This window comes from Salinibacter grassmerensis (genome assembly GCF_947077765.1).
GTDB lineage: Bacteria > Bacteroidota > Rhodothermia > Rhodothermales > Salinibacteraceae > Salinibacter > Salinibacter grassmerensis.
On sequence record NZ_CAMTTF010000001.1, the window covers coordinates 33,382 to 51,562 of the forward strand.

General features: G+C 64.0%; 20 protein-coding genes and 1 tRNA gene. 8 read left to right on the top strand and 13 right to left on the bottom strand.

The genetic code is table 11. The features are described from left to right. From coaBC to rplM, 11 genes are all read right to left on the bottom strand, one after another. Positions 1-1,251 carry a bifunctional phosphopantothenoylcysteine decarboxylase/phosphopantothenate--cysteine ligase CoaBC gene (coaBC, locus tag OJB03_RS00195; protein WP_263784297.1) on the bottom strand — a complete coding sequence of 417 codons (1,251 nt, stop codon included), beginning with the start codon at positions 1,249-1,251 and terminating at the stop codon, positions 1-3. 185 nt (positions 1,252-1,436) lie between these two features. Continuing rightward, positions 1,437-1,730, bottom strand: a complete 294-nt coding sequence (locus OJB03_RS00200) for a DNA-directed RNA polymerase subunit omega (protein ID WP_263784298.1) — start codon at positions 1,728-1,730, stop codon at positions 1,437-1,439. Positions 1,731-1,862: 132 nt separating this feature from the next. Next, positions 1,863-2,429, bottom strand: coding sequence for a guanylate kinase (gmk, locus tag OJB03_RS00205; protein WP_263784299.1), 567 nt, complete (start codon positions 2,427-2,429; stop codon positions 1,863-1,865). Between the two features lie 89 nt (positions 2,430-2,518). Further along, positions 2,519-3,403: a YicC/YloC family endoribonuclease gene (locus OJB03_RS00210; RefSeq protein ID WP_263784300.1), complete on the bottom strand. Its 885-nt coding sequence runs from the start codon at positions 3,401-3,403 to the stop codon at positions 2,519-2,521. Positions 3,404-3,528: 125 nt separating this feature from the next. Further along, positions 3,529-3,617 (bottom strand) — tRNA-Ser (locus OJB03_RS00215). Between the two features lie 57 nt (positions 3,618-3,674). Beyond that, positions 3,675-4,244: a ribosome recycling factor gene (gene frr, locus OJB03_RS00220; protein ID WP_263784301.1), complete on the bottom strand. Its 570-nt coding sequence runs from the start codon at positions 4,242-4,244 to the stop codon at positions 3,675-3,677. Positions 4,245-4,294: 50 nt separating this feature from the next. Further along, positions 4,295-5,074 (bottom strand): UMP kinase, encoded by a 780-nt coding sequence (pyrH, locus tag OJB03_RS00225; RefSeq protein WP_263784302.1) that lies wholly within the window; start codon positions 5,072-5,074, stop codon positions 4,295-4,297. A 198-nt stretch (positions 5,075-5,272) separates the two neighbouring features. Further along, entirely contained in the window at positions 5,273-6,103 is an 831-nt protein-coding gene (gene tsf, locus OJB03_RS00230) for a translation elongation factor Ts (protein ID WP_263784303.1), read from the bottom strand. A gap of 63 nt (positions 6,104-6,166) precedes the next feature. Then, the gene (gene rpsB, locus OJB03_RS00235; protein ID WP_263784304.1) at positions 6,167-7,126 is read right to left on the bottom strand and encodes a 30S ribosomal protein S2; all 960 of its coding nucleotides are present in this window, start codon (positions 7,124-7,126) and stop codon (positions 6,167-6,169) included. A gap of 194 nt (positions 7,127-7,320) precedes the next feature. Continuing rightward, entirely contained in the window at positions 7,321-7,719 is a 399-nt protein-coding gene (gene rpsI, locus OJB03_RS00240; protein ID WP_272507076.1) for a 30S ribosomal protein S9, read from the bottom strand. 54 nt (positions 7,720-7,773) lie between these two features. Continuing rightward, a complete protein-coding gene (gene rplM, locus OJB03_RS00245) occupies positions 7,774-8,220 on the bottom strand; it encodes a 50S ribosomal protein L13 (protein WP_263784305.1) in 447 nt (148 codons plus the stop codon). Between the two features lie 382 nt (positions 8,221-8,602). Here rplM and OJB03_RS00250 point away from each other — a divergent pair, with 382 nt between their 5' ends. The 8 genes from OJB03_RS00250 to OJB03_RS00285 all read left to right on the top strand — a co-directional run bounded on the left by OJB03_RS00250 (position 8,603) and on the right by OJB03_RS00285 (position 16,323). Further along, positions 8,603-9,106: a YceD family protein gene (locus OJB03_RS00250; RefSeq protein ID WP_263784306.1), complete on the top strand. Its 504-nt coding sequence runs from the start codon at positions 8,603-8,605 to the stop codon at positions 9,104-9,106. A 171-nt stretch (positions 9,107-9,277) separates the two neighbouring features. Continuing rightward, entirely contained in the window at positions 9,278-9,475 is a 198-nt protein-coding gene (gene rpmF / locus OJB03_RS00255; protein ID WP_011402828.1) for a 50S ribosomal protein L32, read from the top strand. Positions 9,476-9,751: 276 nt separating this feature from the next. Further along, positions 9,752-10,768, top strand: a complete 1,017-nt coding sequence (gene plsX, locus OJB03_RS00260; RefSeq protein ID WP_263784307.1) for a phosphate acyltransferase PlsX — start codon at positions 9,752-9,754, stop codon at positions 10,766-10,768. A gap of 43 nt (positions 10,769-10,811) precedes the next feature. After that, the gene (locus OJB03_RS00265; protein WP_263784308.1) at positions 10,812-11,816 is read left to right on the top strand and encodes a beta-ketoacyl-ACP synthase III; all 1,005 of its coding nucleotides are present in this window, start codon (positions 10,812-10,814) and stop codon (positions 11,814-11,816) included. 82 nt (positions 11,817-11,898) lie between these two features. Further along, a complete protein-coding gene (gene fabD, locus OJB03_RS00270) occupies positions 11,899-12,837 on the top strand; it encodes an ACP S-malonyltransferase (protein ID WP_263784309.1) in 939 nt (312 codons plus the stop codon). A gap of 101 nt (positions 12,838-12,938) precedes the next feature. Further along, positions 12,939-13,745, top strand: a complete 807-nt coding sequence (locus OJB03_RS00275) for a hypothetical protein (protein WP_263784310.1) — start codon at positions 12,939-12,941, stop codon at positions 13,743-13,745. A gap of 181 nt (positions 13,746-13,926) precedes the next feature. Beyond that, positions 13,927-14,676, top strand: coding sequence for a 3-oxoacyl-[acyl-carrier-protein] reductase (gene fabG / locus OJB03_RS00280; RefSeq protein ID WP_263784311.1), 750 nt, complete (start codon positions 13,927-13,929; stop codon positions 14,674-14,676). Between the two features lie 213 nt (positions 14,677-14,889). After that, entirely contained in the window at positions 14,890-16,323 is a 1,434-nt protein-coding gene (locus OJB03_RS00285; protein ID WP_263784312.1) for a DEAD/DEAH box helicase, read from the top strand. Between the two features lie 72 nt (positions 16,324-16,395). On the opposite strand, the gene OJB03_RS00290 is transcribed toward OJB03_RS00285, so the two are convergent. Beyond that, positions 16,396-16,617, bottom strand: coding sequence for a hypothetical protein (locus OJB03_RS00290; protein ID WP_263784313.1), 222 nt, complete (start codon positions 16,615-16,617; stop codon positions 16,396-16,398). Between the two features lie 994 nt (positions 16,618-17,611). Beyond that, positions 17,612-18,064: a DoxX family protein gene (locus tag OJB03_RS00295; protein WP_263784314.1), complete on the bottom strand. Its 453-nt coding sequence runs from the start codon at positions 18,062-18,064 to the stop codon at positions 17,612-17,614. Positions 18,065-18,181: the final 117 nt, after the last annotated feature.

An 18,181-nucleotide genomic window follows, 5' to 3' on the forward strand; every position in this document is an offset into this window, starting at 1 on the left:
CTACGTGCCTGGGTCGTGGTGGGCGGTTAGCACGCGGTCGAGCAGGGCCTCGGCCACCTCGGCTTTCGGCATGCGGGGAAGGTCTTCGGACGCGCCGTCGGGGTGAAGGAGCGTGACCCGATTCGTAGAGGACCCGAAGCCGGCCCCCTCCTCCGTCGGGTCGTTGACAACAATCCAGTCGAGGTTTTTTTCGTCCAGCTTGTGCCGGGCGTTTTCGAGGGCGTCGTCGGTCTCCAGCGCGAAGCCCACGAGGACCTGGTCGGGACGCCTGTGCGCCCCAAGGGTTTTTAGAATATCGGGGGTTTGGCGGAGGTGCAAGACCAGGTCTTCGTCTCTTTTCTTGCGCTTGGAGGTCGACGGATCGGCCGGGGTGTAGTCGGCCACCGCGGCGGCCATGAACACGTAGTCGGCATCTGTGCCCCGGGCCTGTACGGCCTCGTTCATCTCTTCGGCCGTCCGTACGGAAACAACCTCCACGTCCGGAGGGGGAGAGAGGGCAGTGGGCCCCGTCACGAGCGTTACCGACGCGCCGCGTGCCGCCGCCGCCTCCGCCAAGGCGTAGCCCATTGTCCCCGTCGAGGGGTTTGTGAGGACGCGCGCCGGATCGATGGGTTCTCGGGTAGGACCGGCGGTTACGAGCACGTCGTGCCCGGCAAGCGGCAAGTCCCCAGGCGCCTCGGTCGGCTCCGTTTCTGCGAGCACCTCGGCCACGCGCCCAAGAATCTCCTCGGGCTCGGGCATCCGGCCCTGGCCCACGAGGCCGCTCGCAAGCTCGCCATGGGCGGCGGGCATCACCTCGTACCCAATTTCTTGGAGCCGGTCTAGGTTGTCCTGCGTGGCGGCGTGCCGGTACATGTCCCGATCCATGGCCGGACACACCAGGAGCGGACAGCGGGCCGAGAGGGCCGTGGCCGTGAGCATCGAGTCGCAGAAGCCGTGGGCCAACTTGGCGACCGTCTGGGCCGTGGCGGGGGCCACGACAAAAAGATCCGCCCACTGGCCCAATGTCACGTGCTTCGTCCACGACCCCTCCTCATTTTCCGGAAAGATCTCCGTCAAGACTTCCCCCTCCGAAAGGGTTCCGAGCGTGAGCGGTGTTACGAAGCGCTCGGCGTCCGGGGTCATGAGCACCTGTACCTCGGCCCCGGCCTTTTTCAGCTGACGCACGAGTGGCGCCGCCTTGTACGCCGCGATGCTGCCCGTGACCCCCAGCACCACGCATCGTCCGGACAGGTCGAGAGAGGCGAGCATCGGTGGGGGCGGAGCGGCGAAGAAGCAAAAAATCCGGTCGACGGGTCCCTGCTCTGCGGGTCCGCAGGAAGGGAATCGCCAGCCGGATTCGGGGACCGGTGCGGGGACGGGTCCCCGATCAAGGGACGGGGAAGTCCTGCACGCGCTCTCCGTATCTCACAGACGCGTGCAGCGAAGCAGAAAACCTACTCGTCGTCGGGCTTGCGGTAGTAGATCTTATCCTCGAGAAACTCGTCGATGGCGACCTCCGTCGGCTCGGGCTCTCGCTCGTACTCGAGGGAGACCTTCTCCTGCTCCTCTTGCATGCGGGCGTCCTCCATTTCCGGCCCAAAGCCTTCAAAGTAGGACAGCTTGTCGTCCAGCTCCGAGCGTGTGTCGGAGGCCACCTGCCGCGAGCGCTTCGACAGAATGGCGACGGTCTCGTAGAGGTTGCCGGTCTTTTCGGCCAGCTTGTCCAGGTCTAACGTTTCAATTGCCATGGTAGAGCGGGGCTGCTTCGAAAAAAAGTGGGGGCTCAGGGGCGTGGGCACCGGTGCCGGTGCGGCCTCACAAACAGGTGTTCAGGGACGCACCCATTCCGTCTCGCCCACGGACACATATTTGGTCTGCCGTTACGAATCTAGAAACTGACGAATTCGGGTGAGGGTTTCCTCGACCGCGGTGTCCAGGTCATCATTCACGACCACCGTGTCGCAGTCGTCGGCCTTGTCCATTTCCTGTTCGACCCGGTCGAGGCGCTCCTGAAGGGATTCGCGGTCTTCGGTGCCGCGTCCTTCGAGCCGGCGCCGCAACTCGTCGAGAGACGGGGGGGCGACGAACAGTACGAGGGCGTCGTCCCCGAAAATGCGCTTGACGTTGAGGGCTCCCTTGACGTCAATGTCGAGCAGCACGGGTCCGTCGTCGGCCTGATCTTCGACCTCTGAGCGGAGCGTGCCGTAGAACTGATCGGGGTACACCTCTTCGTACTCGAGGAGGTCTCCGGTGTCGATCCGGGTGCGAAATTCCTCCGGGGAAAGGAAGTGGTAGTCCACCCCGTCTGTCTCGTCGGGGCGGGCCGCACGCGTTGTGGCCGACACGGAAAACTGCATGTCCGGCATCGCCTCCAGCACCCGATGGGCAATGGTGGTCTTGCCGGCGCCGCTCGGGGCCGTCAATACGACGATGTTGCGGTCGGGCATGGTGGGGTTAAGGGGTGAGTGTTCGGGGGAGATGGCGGGGCGAGCCGGTGCTCAGAACGTTCAGCGCCCAGCCTTCGACGCCCGACGGGCTATTCAACATTGCGAATCTGCTCCTTAATCTTTTCGATCTCCTCCTTCATCTCCACTGCCTCCCGAGAGATGACCTCGTCATCGGCCTTGGCCCCGATCGTGTTCGCCTCACGGTGGATTTCCTGCGTAATGAACTTCAGCTTCCGCCCCGATGGCTCGTCGGCGTCGAGGGCCTCCCGAAACATCTTGATGTGGGAGTGAAGGCGGACGCACTCCTCGGTTACGTCGAGCTTGTCGGCGAGGAGGGCAATCTCGGTTTCGAGACGGTCGGGATCGAGATGCTCGTCGTCGATCAGTTCTTCGAGGCGGTCGCGAAGCTGGGCCTGACGCTCCTCGACCCGAGCCGGGGCCCGTGCCTCGATGGCGTCGAGGTGCTCGTCGATGGCGCGGGTGCGCTGCTCCAGGTCGTCGCGCAGTGCGTCGCCTTCCTCGCGCCGCATGGCCCGTAGGTCGTCGATGGCGGCGTCGAGGGCCTGCGTTACGGCCGGCCACGCGCGCTGGATCTTGGCGGCCTCCCGCTCCTCTTCCGCCGCGAAGATGTCCTCGAACTCCAGCAGGTGGTCGATCCGGATCGGTGCCTCAATCTGTGCGGCCGCGGCGAGCTGTTCCAGGCGCTGCTTGTGATGCATCGCCACGTCGGCGTCCACGTCGACCGGCAGGGCATCCGTGCCCTTGAGCTCGGCGGAGACGTTGACGTCGAATTGGCCCCGCTCGAATGCCTCCTTCATCTGCATCCGCACGTCCGACTCCGCCTCGGGAAGCGGGTCCGGAAGATGGACGAAGATGTTGAGGTGGCGCTTGTTCGTGGACTGGATTTCCACGGTCGCCGAGGCATCGTCGGTGCTGGCGTGGCCGCGCCCGAAGCCCGTCATGCTGCGAATCATAGGGGGAGGCGGGAGAACGAGTGGGAAACGCGAATGAGGGCCTCATTTTCGAAATCCCGCCTTCCGGACGGAAGACGGGCACTGAGGCGGGGCGTTCGGGACGAAACGTGCTGCGGGACAGACGGCGGAGGGGGAGGGATTCGAACCCTCGGTACCGTGTAAACGGCACACTCGCTTTCCAGGCGAGCACCTTCGACCACTCGGTCACCCCTCCAGAAGGGTCGGGAGCAGCGAGGGAGCGATGCGTCCCTCAGTCCTCCCTGGTGTCTCGTCAGACGTCCATGATCTGTTCGGTTTTTTGCTCCAGAAGCCCCTCCACGGTCTCGGTGTAAGCGTCGGTGATCTCTTGAAGATCTTCCTCGGCGCCGTAGAGTACATCCTCGGAGAAGTTTTCCTCCTCGACGACGCTCTGGATCTCGTTCTTGGTGTCGCGTCGGATATTGCGGATCGAAATCTTCGTCTCTTCGGCCCGCTCGCGACTGGTCTCCACAAGCTCCTTTCTTCGCTCTTCGGAGAGGGGCGGAATGGGGATGCGGATCTTTTCGCCGTCGTTGTTCGGGTTTAGGCCCAGGTCGGCCTTCATGATGCCCCGTTCGATGTTCTCGATGGAGTTGCGGTCGAACGGCTGCACGACGATGAGGTCGGGCTGGGGGGCGCTCACGCTGGCAACCTGCTCCAGGGGCGTCTGGGAGCCGTAGTATTCGACCGTCACGTTTTCGAGCATGGCCGGGGAGGCCCGTCCGGCGCGAATTGTGCGCATCTCCGAGCGCAGGTACGATACCGACTCCTCCATTTCCTCGTCGGCCTCGTCCAGAATATCCTGAATGGGATCGTCGGGCATGGGCGAGAGGGGCAGTTGGTGAGCGAGAGAATGGGCACGGGCGGCCTCCGTCAGGCCGGCACGCGTTCGGTAGGGGCCTTGGTTTCGTCCCAATGCACGTGGGTACCCACGGTTTCTCCTTCCAGGAGGCGCCGCAGGTTGTCCGACGTGCCCATGTTGAATACGGAAATGGGCATCTTCGACTCCTGGCAGAGCGTGAGGGCGGTCATGTCCATGACGCGCAGGTCGCGGTCAATGACCTCTTGTCCGTGGATCTGTTTGAAACGCTCGGCGGAATCGTCCTCCTCCGGGTCCGCGGTGAAGATGCCGTCCACCCGAGTGCCCTTCAGAATGACGTCGGCGTCGATCTCGAGGCCCCGAAGGGCGGCGGCGGTGTCGGTCGTGAAGTACGGATTGCCAGTGCCGGCCCCGAAGATGACGACCCGCCCCTTCTCGAGGTGGCGAATGGCACGACGGCGAATGAACGGTTCGGCGATCTCCTCCATCTTGATGCTCGACTGCAGGCGTGTGACAAGGTCGACCTGCTCGAAGGCGTCCTGGAGCGCCATGCCGTTGATCATGGTGGCGAGCATGCCCATGTAGTCCGCATGGGCACGCGTCATGCCCTCCATGGCATGCTCCACCCCCCGAAAGATGTTGCCGCCCCCAATGACGACGGCCACTTCGGCCCCAGCCTCGACGGCGGTCTTTACCTCATTTGCGTAGGTGCGGAGGACCGTCTCGTCGATCCCAAATTCCCGCTCTCCCAGCAAGGCCTGGCCACTAAGCTTCAGCAGCACGCGCTGATGTTCGAGGGACGAATCGGATCCGTCGTCGGGGGAAGCGCTCATAGGGAAGGCACCGTCAGGTGCGTGTTCGAGTTCGCTGTGCGAGCATCGGGCATCCCCGTTCTCGGGGGGAGGAAAGAATTGAGAAGGCTTTGGGCGGACGGCACAAGCCACAAGACCGGCCTGGCCTGGACAGGACCCGTGACCCGTACACATCCCGATGCGGTGCCGACGCCAACGGGGGGCACGACATCCGCATCATCAGTCGCCGAGTGCGTAGCGCGTAAAGCGGGCCACCGACAGGTCAGCATCGTCGAGCATCTTCTTCACCGATACCGACGAGTCCTTTACGAAGGCCTGCTCCATCAACACGTGGTCCTCGAAGAACCGCTCGAGCTTGCCCTCCACGATGTTGTCGATGACGTGCTCGGGCTTGCCTTCGTTGACGGCGGCCTCGCGGGCCACCTCGCGTTCCTCTTCCTTCACCTCGTCGGGCACCTCGTCCCGGGTGACGGCGATCGGTTCGAGGGCGGCCACCTGCATGGCGACGTCCCGGCCGGTCTCCTCTGCCTCTCCGTCGCCGTGCACCTCCACGAGCACGCCGAGCTTCGACCCCGGGTGGATGTAGGAAATTACCTCTCCGTCCTCGCTTTCGAGCACGTCGAAGCGGCGAATCGTAAGCTTCTCGCCGATGCGGCCGGTGAGGGCGACCAACTCGTCCTTGATCGTCGCGTCGTCTTCGTAGGGAAAGCTTTCCAGCTCCTCCAGGTCGTCGGGCTTCTCTTCGAGCACTCGATCCGCCACTGTCTCGGCGAACGACTGGAAGTCGTCGTTGCGGGCGACGAAGTCGGTCTCGCAGTTGATCTCGACGATCGCGGCAGCGTGGCCGTCATCGGACACGGCCGTCACGACGAGGCCCTCGTCGGCCTCCACGGCGGCGCGGTCGGAAGCGACCTCCTGGCCCTTCTTGCGGAGCAGGCTGACGGCCTCGTCGAAGTCGCCGTCGGTTTCCTGCAAAGCTTCTTTGCAGTCCATCATGCCGACGCCAGTGGCGTCGCGCAGCTCTTTTACCTGTTTGGCAGAAACGCTCATGTCTCGTCGGTTGGAGGGGGATCAGGTGAAATGGGCAGCGCGGGAGAAGGGAGGACGTTAGCCCTACGCGGCCGCCTTCTTCTTCTCTTCCTTCTTCATTCGGCGCTCGCGCAGGCCCTCTTGAACGGCGTCCGTGAGGGTAGACGTCACCAGCTCAATGGAGCTCAGCGCGTCGTCGTTGACCGGAATTGGGTAGTCGATGTTCTTCGGGTTCCCGTTGGTGTCGACCATCGCGATGATCGGGATGCCGAGGTTGTTGGCTTCGCTCACCGCAATGTCTTCCCGCTGCACATCGACGATGTAAATGGCACCGGGCAGGCTCGCCATGTCGCGGATGCCACCGAGCGTCTCCTCGAGCTTCTCGTGCTCGCGGAGCCGCATCAGCTTCTCCTTCTTCTTCAGCTTGTCGAGCGTGCCGTCCCGGTCCATCCGCTCAATCTCTTCCATGCGGCGGATGGACTTCCGGATTGTCTGGAAGTTGGTCATGGTGCCGCCAAGCCAGCGGTCAACCATGTGTGGCATGCCACACTCCTCGGCGTGCTCGCGGACGATGTCCTCGGCCTGCTTCTTGGTCCCGGCGAAGAGAATCTTCTTGCCGCGTTGCGCAAACCGCTTGACCGCCTCCGCGGCCTCGTCGAGAAGGACCTGACTCTGCATCAGGTCGATGATGTGGATGTTATTCCGCTCCATGAAGACGTATTTCTCCATGCGCGGATTCCACCGGCTCGTCAGGTGACCAAAGTGAGCCCCGGCCTTCAAGAGCTCCTCAATGGTCACGCGGTGGGACGTCTCCTCTTCCGCCTCCGGGGACGATTCCCCAGACGCATCGCCTTCGCCGTCGGTGTCCTGGGGCGCAGCGTCGGCAGCGTCCCCGTCGGGTTCAGAAGAGTCTGCCTCGGCATTTTCAGGGGCATCCTCGTCCGTCGACTCGGAAGCGGTGTCTTCCAGGGGTTGAGAGGAGTCTTCTTCAGGGGGGGCTTCGTCCTGAACGTCAGGGGTTTCCGTAGTCGTCTCGTCAGCCATAATAGGGTCTACAAATGCGTGGGAGATTGGGTTTGCACTACTACGACCGTCTCCTGCGCAGCGAAACCGTCTTTAGCCACGGTCAACCCACTGTCGCATCGGGCCGTATGGTTGATTGATGCAGCGTTGAATGACGGAGGCCGAACGTCGAACGGAAGCCGTCCGGCGCTCGTCGCCTCGCCATTCGCAACTGTCTAACGCTTGCTGTACTGGCTCTTCTTCCGGGCACCGGGCTGGCCGTACTTCTTGCGCTCGACCATCCGGTCGTCGCGGGTCAGGTAGCCGGCGTCGCGAAGGGGGCCGCGCAGTTCTTCGTCGTACTCAACGAGGGCCCGGGCAATGCCAAGGCGAGTGGCCTCGGCCTGTCCGGTAAGGCCGCCGCCGGAGGCGTTGACCTTCACGTTGAACTGACCGACCGTATCGGTCACATCGAAGGGCTGATCGAGGGTGCGGCGGCGCCAGGCGACCGGAAAGTAGTCCTCAGCGTCTCGCTCATTGACGACGAAACTGGAGCCGTCGCCCGGGCGCAAGTACACACGCGCCGTGGAGGTCTTACGGCGCCCAATGGCCTGATACTGGGTCATCTTGGGCATGGGGAGAAGTCAGGGATTCGAAAAAGTGCGTCGGCAAAAGGGGCGGACAAACCGCTACGCGTTTTCGAGCGGCTCGGGCTGCTGTGCCTCGTGGGGGTGATCCGGGCCGGCGTAAACCTTCAACTTTTTGAACGTATCCCGACCCAGGGGGCCTGTGGGAAGCATGCCCTCCACGGCCTCTTTAATGATGTATGTGGGCTTTTCTTCGCGCATCTCCTCGGGGGAGTGCGAGCGGTCACCGCCCGGATACCCACTGTACTCGTGGTACTCCTTCTGCTGCTCCTTCTTGCCCGTGAACCGGGCCTTGTCCGCATTCACCACGATCACGTGGTCGCCCGTGTCCACATGGGGGGTGAAGGTGGGCTTGTGCTTTCCGCGGAGCACGCGGGCAATCTGAGAAGCGAGGCGGCCCACGACCTGGTTTGTGGCATCCACGATGTACCAGTCGCGCTCCACCTCATCTGGCTTGGCGTTGAAGGTCTTGAAGCTTTGCGTGTCCATCGGTCGGAATCCGTCGGTTGGCACAGGTCCGGGGGACAAAGCGGATGCACGAACGGGTGCAGCGCCGTGGAGAAACCGCCCGAGCACCACAGGATGACTGAGGGACCCGCCAGGGGCGAAGTCTTCAGTCGCGTGCGAAATACTCTTCGGCGGTACGTCCCCGCGTCAAAAGATTTATTGCAGTCACTGTGGCACGGATGAGGGCGGACCAGGTTTTCGCGCCCTGAGCGGATTCCTGTAATCTTGACGGAGGAAAGAGGTGGAGGAAAGTGCCTGTGACGCGGGTGTGCCCACCGAACATCAGGGTATAGGGGAACTCTGACGGGGGGGCACCATTCCAACCAAGCTTTGCAAAACCGACTAAATAGTTCCGCCCGGCCGCATGCTGACCGTCGACATCACGTCCCTTTCGACGGGCATCCATCACCTGGAGTTCGCTCCCTCGGCGAGCCAGGCTGACCTTGACCCCACTACGTTCAGCGACGTGCACGTTGACGCGGAACTGCAGTATCACCGCGACCGCATTCTCGTGAAGATGCGCGCCACGGCCACGGCCGAGCTGACGTGCGATCGCACCCTTCAGCCCTACGACGAAGCCCTGGACGGCCAGTACAACGTGCTCTTCGGGCCGCCGTCCATGGTGGGGCAGGAGGGAGAAGAGTTCGAAGAGGTGCGGCCGCTCAATTCCTCCGACCGGGAGATTGATCTCACGGACATGGTCCGCGACACGCTGCTCCTCGCCATTCCTCAGCGCCGCATTGCTCCGGGGGCCGAGGACGAGCCCATCGAGCGGGAGTTTGGGGCCACGGACGATGCCGACCCGGACGGCGACACCCCCGTTGATCCACGCTGGAGTGCCCTGGAGGAGCTGAAAGACGACGAGTAACGACGTGGTGCCCTGTACGGAAAAAAACCCTGAGGTATAAATTCTGGGCGAAATGAGACCAGGCCTTTGAACACCGACGGCGATCCTTCCATCATACGGGAGCCTTTACCGGAAGTGCTTGGCGCCATTCCGCCACGAATTCGACGTTCATTGTTTCGACGACTCTAAGCCATGGCTGTCCCAAAACGACGACATTCAAAATCACGCACTCGAAAGCGCCGCTCGACCTATTATAACGAGCTGGAGCCCCCTCAGCTCATGGAGTGCAACAACTGCGGCAACCCGAAGGTGATGCACCGAGCATGCAAGCACTGTGGGCACTACCGCGGCCGACAGGTTATCGAGCCGTCCGATGAGTTGATCGCGTAGGGGACGAACGGGCAGTCGCCCGGCACATCCCCACTGGTGAGGCCCGTGTTCGGGGCCGGCCGATCCTACACGTCGCGAATCTCAGTCCAGGCCGGCTGCTTTTTTGTCGGGTCTTCGTTCCGAACACGGAAGCGCGCCCGGCGATTGTCTCTGCGTACGCCTATGTTTCCGCCGGAGCAGTGTCGTCCCCCCTGGGGAAAGCAGTGCTCTCCCGCCCGGCGGGACGGCAACTTTCTCTCCGGCACGCATGTTCTGGCAGACACACGGACGGTTCGTATGGCAGCATCGCGTATCGCAGTGGATGCAATGGGGGGTGACGACGCCCCGGAAGCGGTCGTGGAGGGGGCCATTCAGGCCCTCCACCAGACAGAAAATGACCTGTCGGTGCTCCTCGTGGGCCCCGAAGATCAGCTCCAGCGTCTCCTGGCGTCGCGCCCAGAGGCCCCCGAGGAGCGCCTTCGCATCGTCGACGCCCCCGAGGCAATTGGCATGGGGGAGACGCCGTCGACCGCCGTCAAGCAGAAGACCAACTCGTCCATCCACCGGGGCCTGGCGGCCCACCACGACGACCACGCCGATGCCTTCGTGAGCGCCGGCAACACGGGCGCCATCATGGCGGCGTCCATGTTTATCCTGCAGCGAATCCCGGGTGTAGAGCGCCCGTCCATCGCCGGATTCTTCCCGACCCTGAAGGGGTCCTCCGTGGTCCTCGACATCGGAAGCAACGTCGACTGCAGGCCGGCTCATCTCCTCCAGTTCGCCCGGATGGGCACCGTCTACGCACAGCAGGTCCTCAAGACCGATCCGCCGTCGGTGGGGCTCCTCAACATTGGTGAAGAGCCGGGCAAGGGCAACGAGCAGGTAAAGGCCGCCCACAAACTGCTCCAGGACGCCGACGACGTGCACTTCGTCGGCAACGTGGAGGGGGGCGATCTGCTCTTCTACGCCGCCGACATCATCATCTGCGACGGGTTTGTCGGCAACGCCCTCCTCAAGTTTGGGGAGAGCATGTCGACGGTCCTGTCGGAGATGTGTCAGCAGGAGATGGAGCATCAGGGCCTCGCCCCCGACGAACAGCAGCTCGTGGCGGGGGTGCTCGACGAGGTGCGCGAGGGATTCGATCCGGAAGCACTGGGGGGAGCGCCGCTCCTTGGGGTCAACGGGAATGTGCTCGTGGGGCACGGGCGCTCCACGGCGGATGTGATTGCCCAGATGATCCACTCGGCCCGCACCATCGCCACCGAAAACGTCGCCCAGGCCCTGGAAGAGGCATTCCAGTCGTCCTCCGCGTAGCGTCCGAGCGGGTCCCGTCATCTTCGCACTGTCCGTCTGTCTCATGCCTTCTTCCTCGTCCTCTTCCCCTCAGGCCGCAATCACGTCTGTTGGCCATTATCTTCCCGAGACGCGACTCACCAACGGCGACCTGGAGGAAATGGTGGAGACCAGCGACGAGTGGATCCGCACACGAACCGGCATTCAAGAGCGACGCATTCTGGGCGACGACAGCAAGGCAACGGCCTTTATGGCGACGGAGGCCGCCCAGGAGGCCCTTGACAAGCGCGGAATTGAGCCGGACGCGGTGGACCTGATCGTCGTGGCCACGGTGACGCCCGACATGCTCTTTCCGTCCACGGCCTGCCTCGTGCAGGACAACCTTGGGGCGTCTAATGCATGGGGGTTTGACCTGTCGGCGGCGTGCAGTGGCTTTATCTACGCCCTCACGACGGGGGCCCAGTTCATCGAGACGGGCCAGGCCGAGACGGTGCTCGTGATCGGGGCCGACAAGATGAGCTCGATCGTCGACTACACGGACCGCACCACCTGCATCCTCTTTGGGGACGCGGCGGGGGCAGTGGTGCTGGAGGCCGACGAAGAGGCGGGGTTCCACGATGCGGTCCACCATGTGGACGGGGAGCACCGCGACCTGTTGTGCATGCGGGGCGGCGGCAGCCTCAACCCGCCGACCCACGAGACCGTCGATGCGCACATGCACTACCTCAAACAGGAGGGACGGCAGGTCTTCAAACTCGCCGTAAACCGGATGGCGAACGTGTGCGAGGAGGTCCTGGACCGCAACGGCCTCGACGCGGAAGGCGTAGACTACCTCGTGCCGCACCAGGCCAACCAGCGCATCATCGACGCGACGGCCAACCAGCTCGGGCTCTCGCCCGACCAGGTCATGGTCAACATCGACCGCTACGGCAATACCACGGCCGCGACGATCCCGCTGTGCCTGTACGACTGGGAGGACGAGCTGGAGCGGGGGGACGATGTCGTTGTGACGGCCTTCGGGGGCGGCTTGACCTGGGGCGCTGGCCACCTCACTTGGGCCTACGGATGACGGCAGTGAGGCCGACACGGACCCTTGCCGCCCGTGCTCCTCTGATTCCGAACGCAACTCTCGAACCTCGCTCGACCTTGACATGGCAACTGCATTTCTCTTTCCCGGACAGGGCTCACAGGCCGTGGGCATGGGGCACGAGCTCTACGAACAGCACGAAGAAGCCCGGGCCCGCTTCGAGGCCGCCAACGATATCCTCGACTTTGACCTCCTCTCGCTGATGTTTGGGCTGGGGGCGGAGGCGGACACGGCGAAAGAAAAGCTGAAGCAGACGGAGATCACGCAACCGGCGCTCTACACGCACAGCCTGGCGGCCATGGCGGTGCTCGATGCAAGCGGCCCGGGGCCCGACATGGTGGCGGGGCACAGCCTCGGGGAGTACAGCGCGCTGGCGGCCGTGGGGGCCCTGTCGTTCGAAGATGGCCTGCGCGTGGTGCGCCGGCGTGGGGAGCTCATGGGCGAGGCCGGCGAGCGGCGCCCGGGCCGCATGGCGGCCGTACTGGGGGCCGACACGGCCCACGTCGAAGAGGTGTGCGACGACATCACCGCGAACGGAGACGGGGTCGTTCGGCCCGCGAACTACAACGCCCCGGGCCAGATCGTCATTTCCGGCGACGTGGGGGCGGTGGAGCGGGCCACGGAGGCGGTGGAGGGGCGCGCCATGCCCCTGCCGGTGAGTGGGGCCTTCCACTCGCCCCTCATGGAGTACGCCCGGGAGGGGCTCACGGAGGTGCTCGACGCGGTGACCATCGAGGCCCCCCGCTGCCCGGTGTACCCGAACGCGACGGCCGAGCCGACGACGGATCCCGATGAGATTCGACGCTGCCTCACGGAGCAACTTCTGTCGCCGGTTCAATGGGCCCCCACGCTCCGTCGCATGCAGGAGGACGGCGCCACCCGCTTCGCGGAGGTGGGAACGGGGCAGGTGCTACAGGGCCTCGTGGGCCGCACGCTGGATGGTGATGTCGGGGCGATGGGGGCAGGGACCCCCGAGGAGATTGCACGTCTGGCTGAGGCGTAGCGACGGGCCTGGACGGAGGAACGCGTGTCGGGGGGACGAGTGCTATACCCCGCACGTTGCAGAAGCTGAATGCCGGTCTCCGTTCCAACCGCCGCGATCCCATGGGTGCATTCGCCCTGCCGTCTCCCCGCTCGTCGCTCCGCTGGCTCGTTGGGTCGTGCCTCGCCGCGATGGTTTTCGTGGGCTGCGGCGGGGGCAACACCTACTCGGTCGACGAGGGAAGGATTTCTCAGCGGTTCCTGCCGGCGGAGCGAACCGTAGATCACCATCCCGACTCCCTGAAGGCCCTGACCATTTCGGAGGCCGATAGCAAGCTCCAGTTCCAGGTCGAGCGTGACTTTGAGTCGCTCACCGAAAAGTGGTCCAGCAGTATCCAGAGCATCGGCACGGGGCGCAGTCTCCGAAGCCGCACCTATGCGACCTTCTGGAGCCTTGAGCTCTCACTCATGTCCCTCCAGCCGGAGATGGGGGTGCTGTCTCTCCGGAAGGAGCAAGCCCGGGAGCTCCTCAATGAACGGCGCAAGGAGTACGCCGAAACGATCCACATCGACGTGTACTGGTTCGTCGGGCGGGGCCGAGACGGCATCATCACGGGGCCCAGCGCCCGCACGGAGCTTCGCGTCGGGAGGGACACGTACCGTCCCATTCAGTCGGACCATGGGCCCCTGCGTGAGGCGTTCGTGGCGGGGGGCGAGACGGTGCTGTACCGCCGCAACTCCCTCTACTTCCCCCGAAGGGTGGAGGGAACCGACATTCTTGCCGAGGCCTCGAGAATAAAGCTTCGTGTCCGCCGGACGGGCGGAGGCGGGCGGCAGGAATTTGCGTGGCGGTGGGAGGAGGTGAACACCGCTCAGAGGGCAAAAAAGAGCGCTCGTGACGGTGGTGCCGGGCACTCGGCCCGGCGATGAGGGGGCTGTCTCCGTCATCGGATGTCTCGATCGGTCGGGGGACTCTGACGTCAATTCCCGATCGGGCCGGCCGACTGTGTGGACCGCGTGCAGCCTTGCCTTTCTGGATGGGATTGCCAATCTTCCAGAATCGGCGGGGCCTTTCCACACCACACTGCTCACAGCACGCAGTCCCCGCACTATGCAGGTCGACCTCCACGGCTCTACGGTTCTCGTCACCGGCGGCACGCGCGGCATCGGCCGCGCCCTCGTCGAAGCCTTTGCCGAGGCCGGGGCCAACGTGGCGTTCACGTTCCGCTCGTCGACCGACGCGGCGGCGGCCCTCGTCGAGTCGCTCGAAGACCAGGGCACCGAGGCGCTATCGCTGCAGGGAGACGTGGCCGATCTCGACGCGGCCCAGGCCCACGTCAACGCGGTGACGGAGCACTTCGGAGCGCTCGACGTGCTCGTCAACAACGCCGGCATCACGCGGGATGGGCTCCTGCTCCGCATGGGGGAGGCGGACTGGGACGACGTGATCGACACGAACCTGAAGGGCACGTTCAACTTCTGCAAGGCGGCGTACATGCCCATGATGCGCCAGCAGAGCGGCTCGATCATCAACATCTCCTCCGTCGTGGGCACCACGGGCAACGCGGGCCAGACGAACTACGCCGCCTCCAAGGCCGGCATCGTCGGCTTCTCCAAAAGCCTCGCCAAGGAGCTCGGCGGCCGCAACGTGACGGTCAACGTGGTGGCGCCGGGGTACGTGCAGACCGACATGACCGACGAGCTCGACCAGGAGACGCGAGACTCCATTCTCGACGCGGTGCCGCTCGACCGGCTCGCCACGACCGAAGAGATTGCCGAGGCGGTCCTGTTTTTGGCGGCCCCGGCGTCCGACTACATCACCGGGCACGTCCTGCAGGTGAACGGGGGGCTCTCGATGTAGGCCTCGCCTCGCCGGAGGGGCCGCGCTTTTTGTATTCCGTTAAGGAATCAGAGGATCGATCGCGGAAGGACTCACGTATCACTCGCGTTGCTTTAAGGCACTCATCTTCCCCTTCTTCCCCCGGTAGTGTGACGGAGAACAGTTGACGCCTGGCCGGAGGGTTTCCCCGCCCTTTTCGACGTCCCCGGAACCCAATCCCGAGTCGTTTGCCGCATGGCTGATGAAATCTCGCAGAGCAAGTACACGAACGTCATTGACCTGACCTCCGAGGCCCAAAAGGAGCGGCGGCGCGATAAAGTCGGGTCGGAGCTGCACGAGCCGGACCCGTCCCTCGACGAGATGACGGTCGATGAGCTGTCCGGGCACATGGAGCAGGCGGTGCACGCCGCCGGCTGGACGGAGCTGATGGACGTCCAGCGCAAGGCCATCCCCTACACCCTCGACGGGCGCGACCTGATCGTGCAGTCGCAGACCGGCTCGGGCAAGACCGGCGCGTTCCTGCTGCCGCTGTTCGATCTGGTCAACCCGGACAAGGAAGAGCAGCAGATCCTCATTCTCACGCCCACCCGGGAGCTGGCACGGCAGATCCACGAGGAGTTCGAGCAGATGAAAATCGCGACGCCGCGCACGAACCGGATGGAGGCGGTTCTCATCTACGGCGGCGTCGGGTACCAGCCGCAGATCGACGGCCTGAAGAAGGGGGCGCAGGTTGTCATCGGCACGCCGGGCCGCATTCTCGACCACATCAAGAAGGACAACTTTGACGCCAGCACCCTCCGCATGCTGGTGCTCGACGAGGCCGACGAGATGCTGTCGATGGGCTTCTATCCCGACATGAAGGACATCGTTGAGCACGTGCCGGGGGAGCGAGTCTCGTACATGTACAGCGCCACCATGCCGCCGAAGGTGCGGTCCGTGGCACGCGAGTTCCTCGACGACCCGGGCTTCCTCTCCCTCAGCACCGACAAGGTGAGCGTGGAGGAGAACGAGTACCGCTACTACCTGGTCAACCCGATGGACAAGGATCGGGTGATGGCGCAGCTGCTGGAGATCGAGGAGCCGGAGTCGGCCCTCATCTTTGCCAACACGAAGCGGGAGGTGAGCTACCTCAACAAGTTTCTCTCGAACAAGGGCTACGACATCGACGAGATGTCCGGCGACCTCTCCCAGCGCGACCGGGAGGAGGCGCTCGATCGGCTGCGCGAGGGGACACTTCGTCTCCTGGTGGCGACGGACGTGGCGGCCCGCGGGATCGACGTGTCCGACCTGAGTCACGTCTTTATCTACGACGTGCCGCAGGACCACGAGTACATCATCCACCGCTCCGGCCGCACGGCACGGGCCGGGGAAGAGGGCACGACGATCGTCCTTTCCACCCACGAGGACGAGTACGAGCTCAAGCGGATGGCCAACACCTACGACATCGAGCTCGAAAAGGCGGAGCTGCCGAAGGACCCGCACAGCGAGGCCCGCGAGCTGCTCCAAGAGCGCTACGCGAGCGCCGAGCCCCCGACCAACGGGGAGGAGCCGGCCGTCGAGGACTTCATCCCGCTCGTGAAAGAGCTCTCGGAGGATCAGCCGGAACTGCTGGCATCCGTCATTACGGAGCTCTATGCCCGGGCGAAGCAAGAAGAGGAGTCGGAGTGACCCGCAGCGCGTGATGCTCGAGGCTCTCCCGGTTTCGTTTTCCGTGTCCTCTCATGCCCCACGCTTCACGTCTCACGCATCAGCCTTGAGCACCTGTTCTGTCTGCCGGTACGCGATGAAGCCGCTCGCCGCGAAGATGACGGCGTAGATGCCGAGCGGGGTTTGTGTCTGTGCGATGGCCTGGTAGGCGAGCGCCGAGACCCCGGCCGCGGTCCCTCCGGATAGAAGAAAAACGACGACGTACAGAATCCACCGGCCGAGCGCCTGGCCCGGTGTCAGGGATTGATCGGACATGAGGGCGTAACTTGGTGGGCGGAAATCATGGACCGTGAACCTAGCAGGACCGGGGGATAAGGGCAAACAGTCAGCATGGCGAGAAGCCGCGAGCGGGTGGCTTCGTCAGAGAAGTGCAGATGGGAGATGCGGTTCCGGAGCAACTTCCTTTTCTCCTCGTCTACGTTACAACATTGTTGCGCTGAGTTTAAGCGTACCCCGGGGCAATTCTGCTACATTGATGGTACGTGTCGAGCGGAAAAACGCGTCCTCATCAAGAGGGCGTTTTTTCTGTTTGGGATCAAATTTTCCCCTCCCGCTGGTCCGCCGGCGTCAATTCCACTTCTTTCCGGGGCTCTATCAGTTTGTTCGCTCCGTTCCCCAATCCCGTCTCAACGCCTGGAATCGGCACTCTTCACGCTGATTGGCGTCCAAAGTGTGGAGTACAGGGCGTGCTCGCGTCGATCTGAGTGGGTACTCCCCTTGCAGCAGGCAACGAGTTGGCTCTAAGCGGGCCTAGATCGTTGGGTGCTTACCGAAGAAAGGCCTGCGTCGAATAAGCCTTCGGAGACCTGTCGACTTACGGTGCGTTTTCGTCTGCGGTGCCGAGACGAGTTTGATCCACTGGGAAGGGCGCCCAGCGTTACCGTCTCCGTTCTCCGGGCCCTGACAGTCCCCCCGGCGATTGTCTCTTCGGGGAAAGTCGCTGTCGCTTCTTCTGCATCGTGTCGTTGCTGCCGCGCGTCTGAAGACCGGGCGAGGGCGATTCGCTTTTCGCCCGTTGTCAAGTCGGCCGCCATCGTTTCGCAGCATCCGCGGACGTCGTTTCTCGGTGGACGCTGGATCCTTTTGGTACTGCGAAGTCAGGCCTCGGATGCATGAACGTGTACCTTCTGCGGTGCACAGGCCTCCGAGCACCGCTGAGATCGAAGCTCTTAGGGCAATTGCGATCCGCCGCCGGCCTCAGTCTGGACAGGAGGCTACGCCCCGCTACGCACGCCCCCTGTTCTTAGTGCTACGCCGCCGGGCGCCGGGGCGACCCCGGCACGACCGAGGCCGGCGGCCGTCGCCACTTCGCGTCTAGCGACCACCGTCCACTCCCGAACACGCACACGAGCAGGAGCAGGAACAGCACCAGCGCCGAAAACTCTAGGGACTGGTCCGCCGACAGCAGCCCGTCCCGCCAGTGTACCAGAAAGACCGCCCCGGCGAGGACAGGCAGCTGGACGAGAGCGGCGAGGCGCGTGTAGAGCCCCACGGCGAGGAGGGCCCCACCCACGAGGTGCGCCGCGATTACATACACGGATAATCCCGTGAGCCCGAGGCCCGGTTCCGTGGTGCCCAGTAGCTGCTGCAGCCCGCCTTTCGTCGTGAGCAGGACAAGCCCCCGAAAAAACAGGCCCGTGCCCAGGTACACGCGAAGGGCATCGAGGACGAGGTCGCGCTGGGCTTCGAGACTGCGAAGCATAGACAAGAAATGAGGGTTGGTGGATGCGGCGAACAGTTTTGTTACAAATGCCCACCGGGGGACGATCCGTCTCGGGCCGGATGGGGCCGCCGGAACCACTTTGGCGGACCGGAGCGT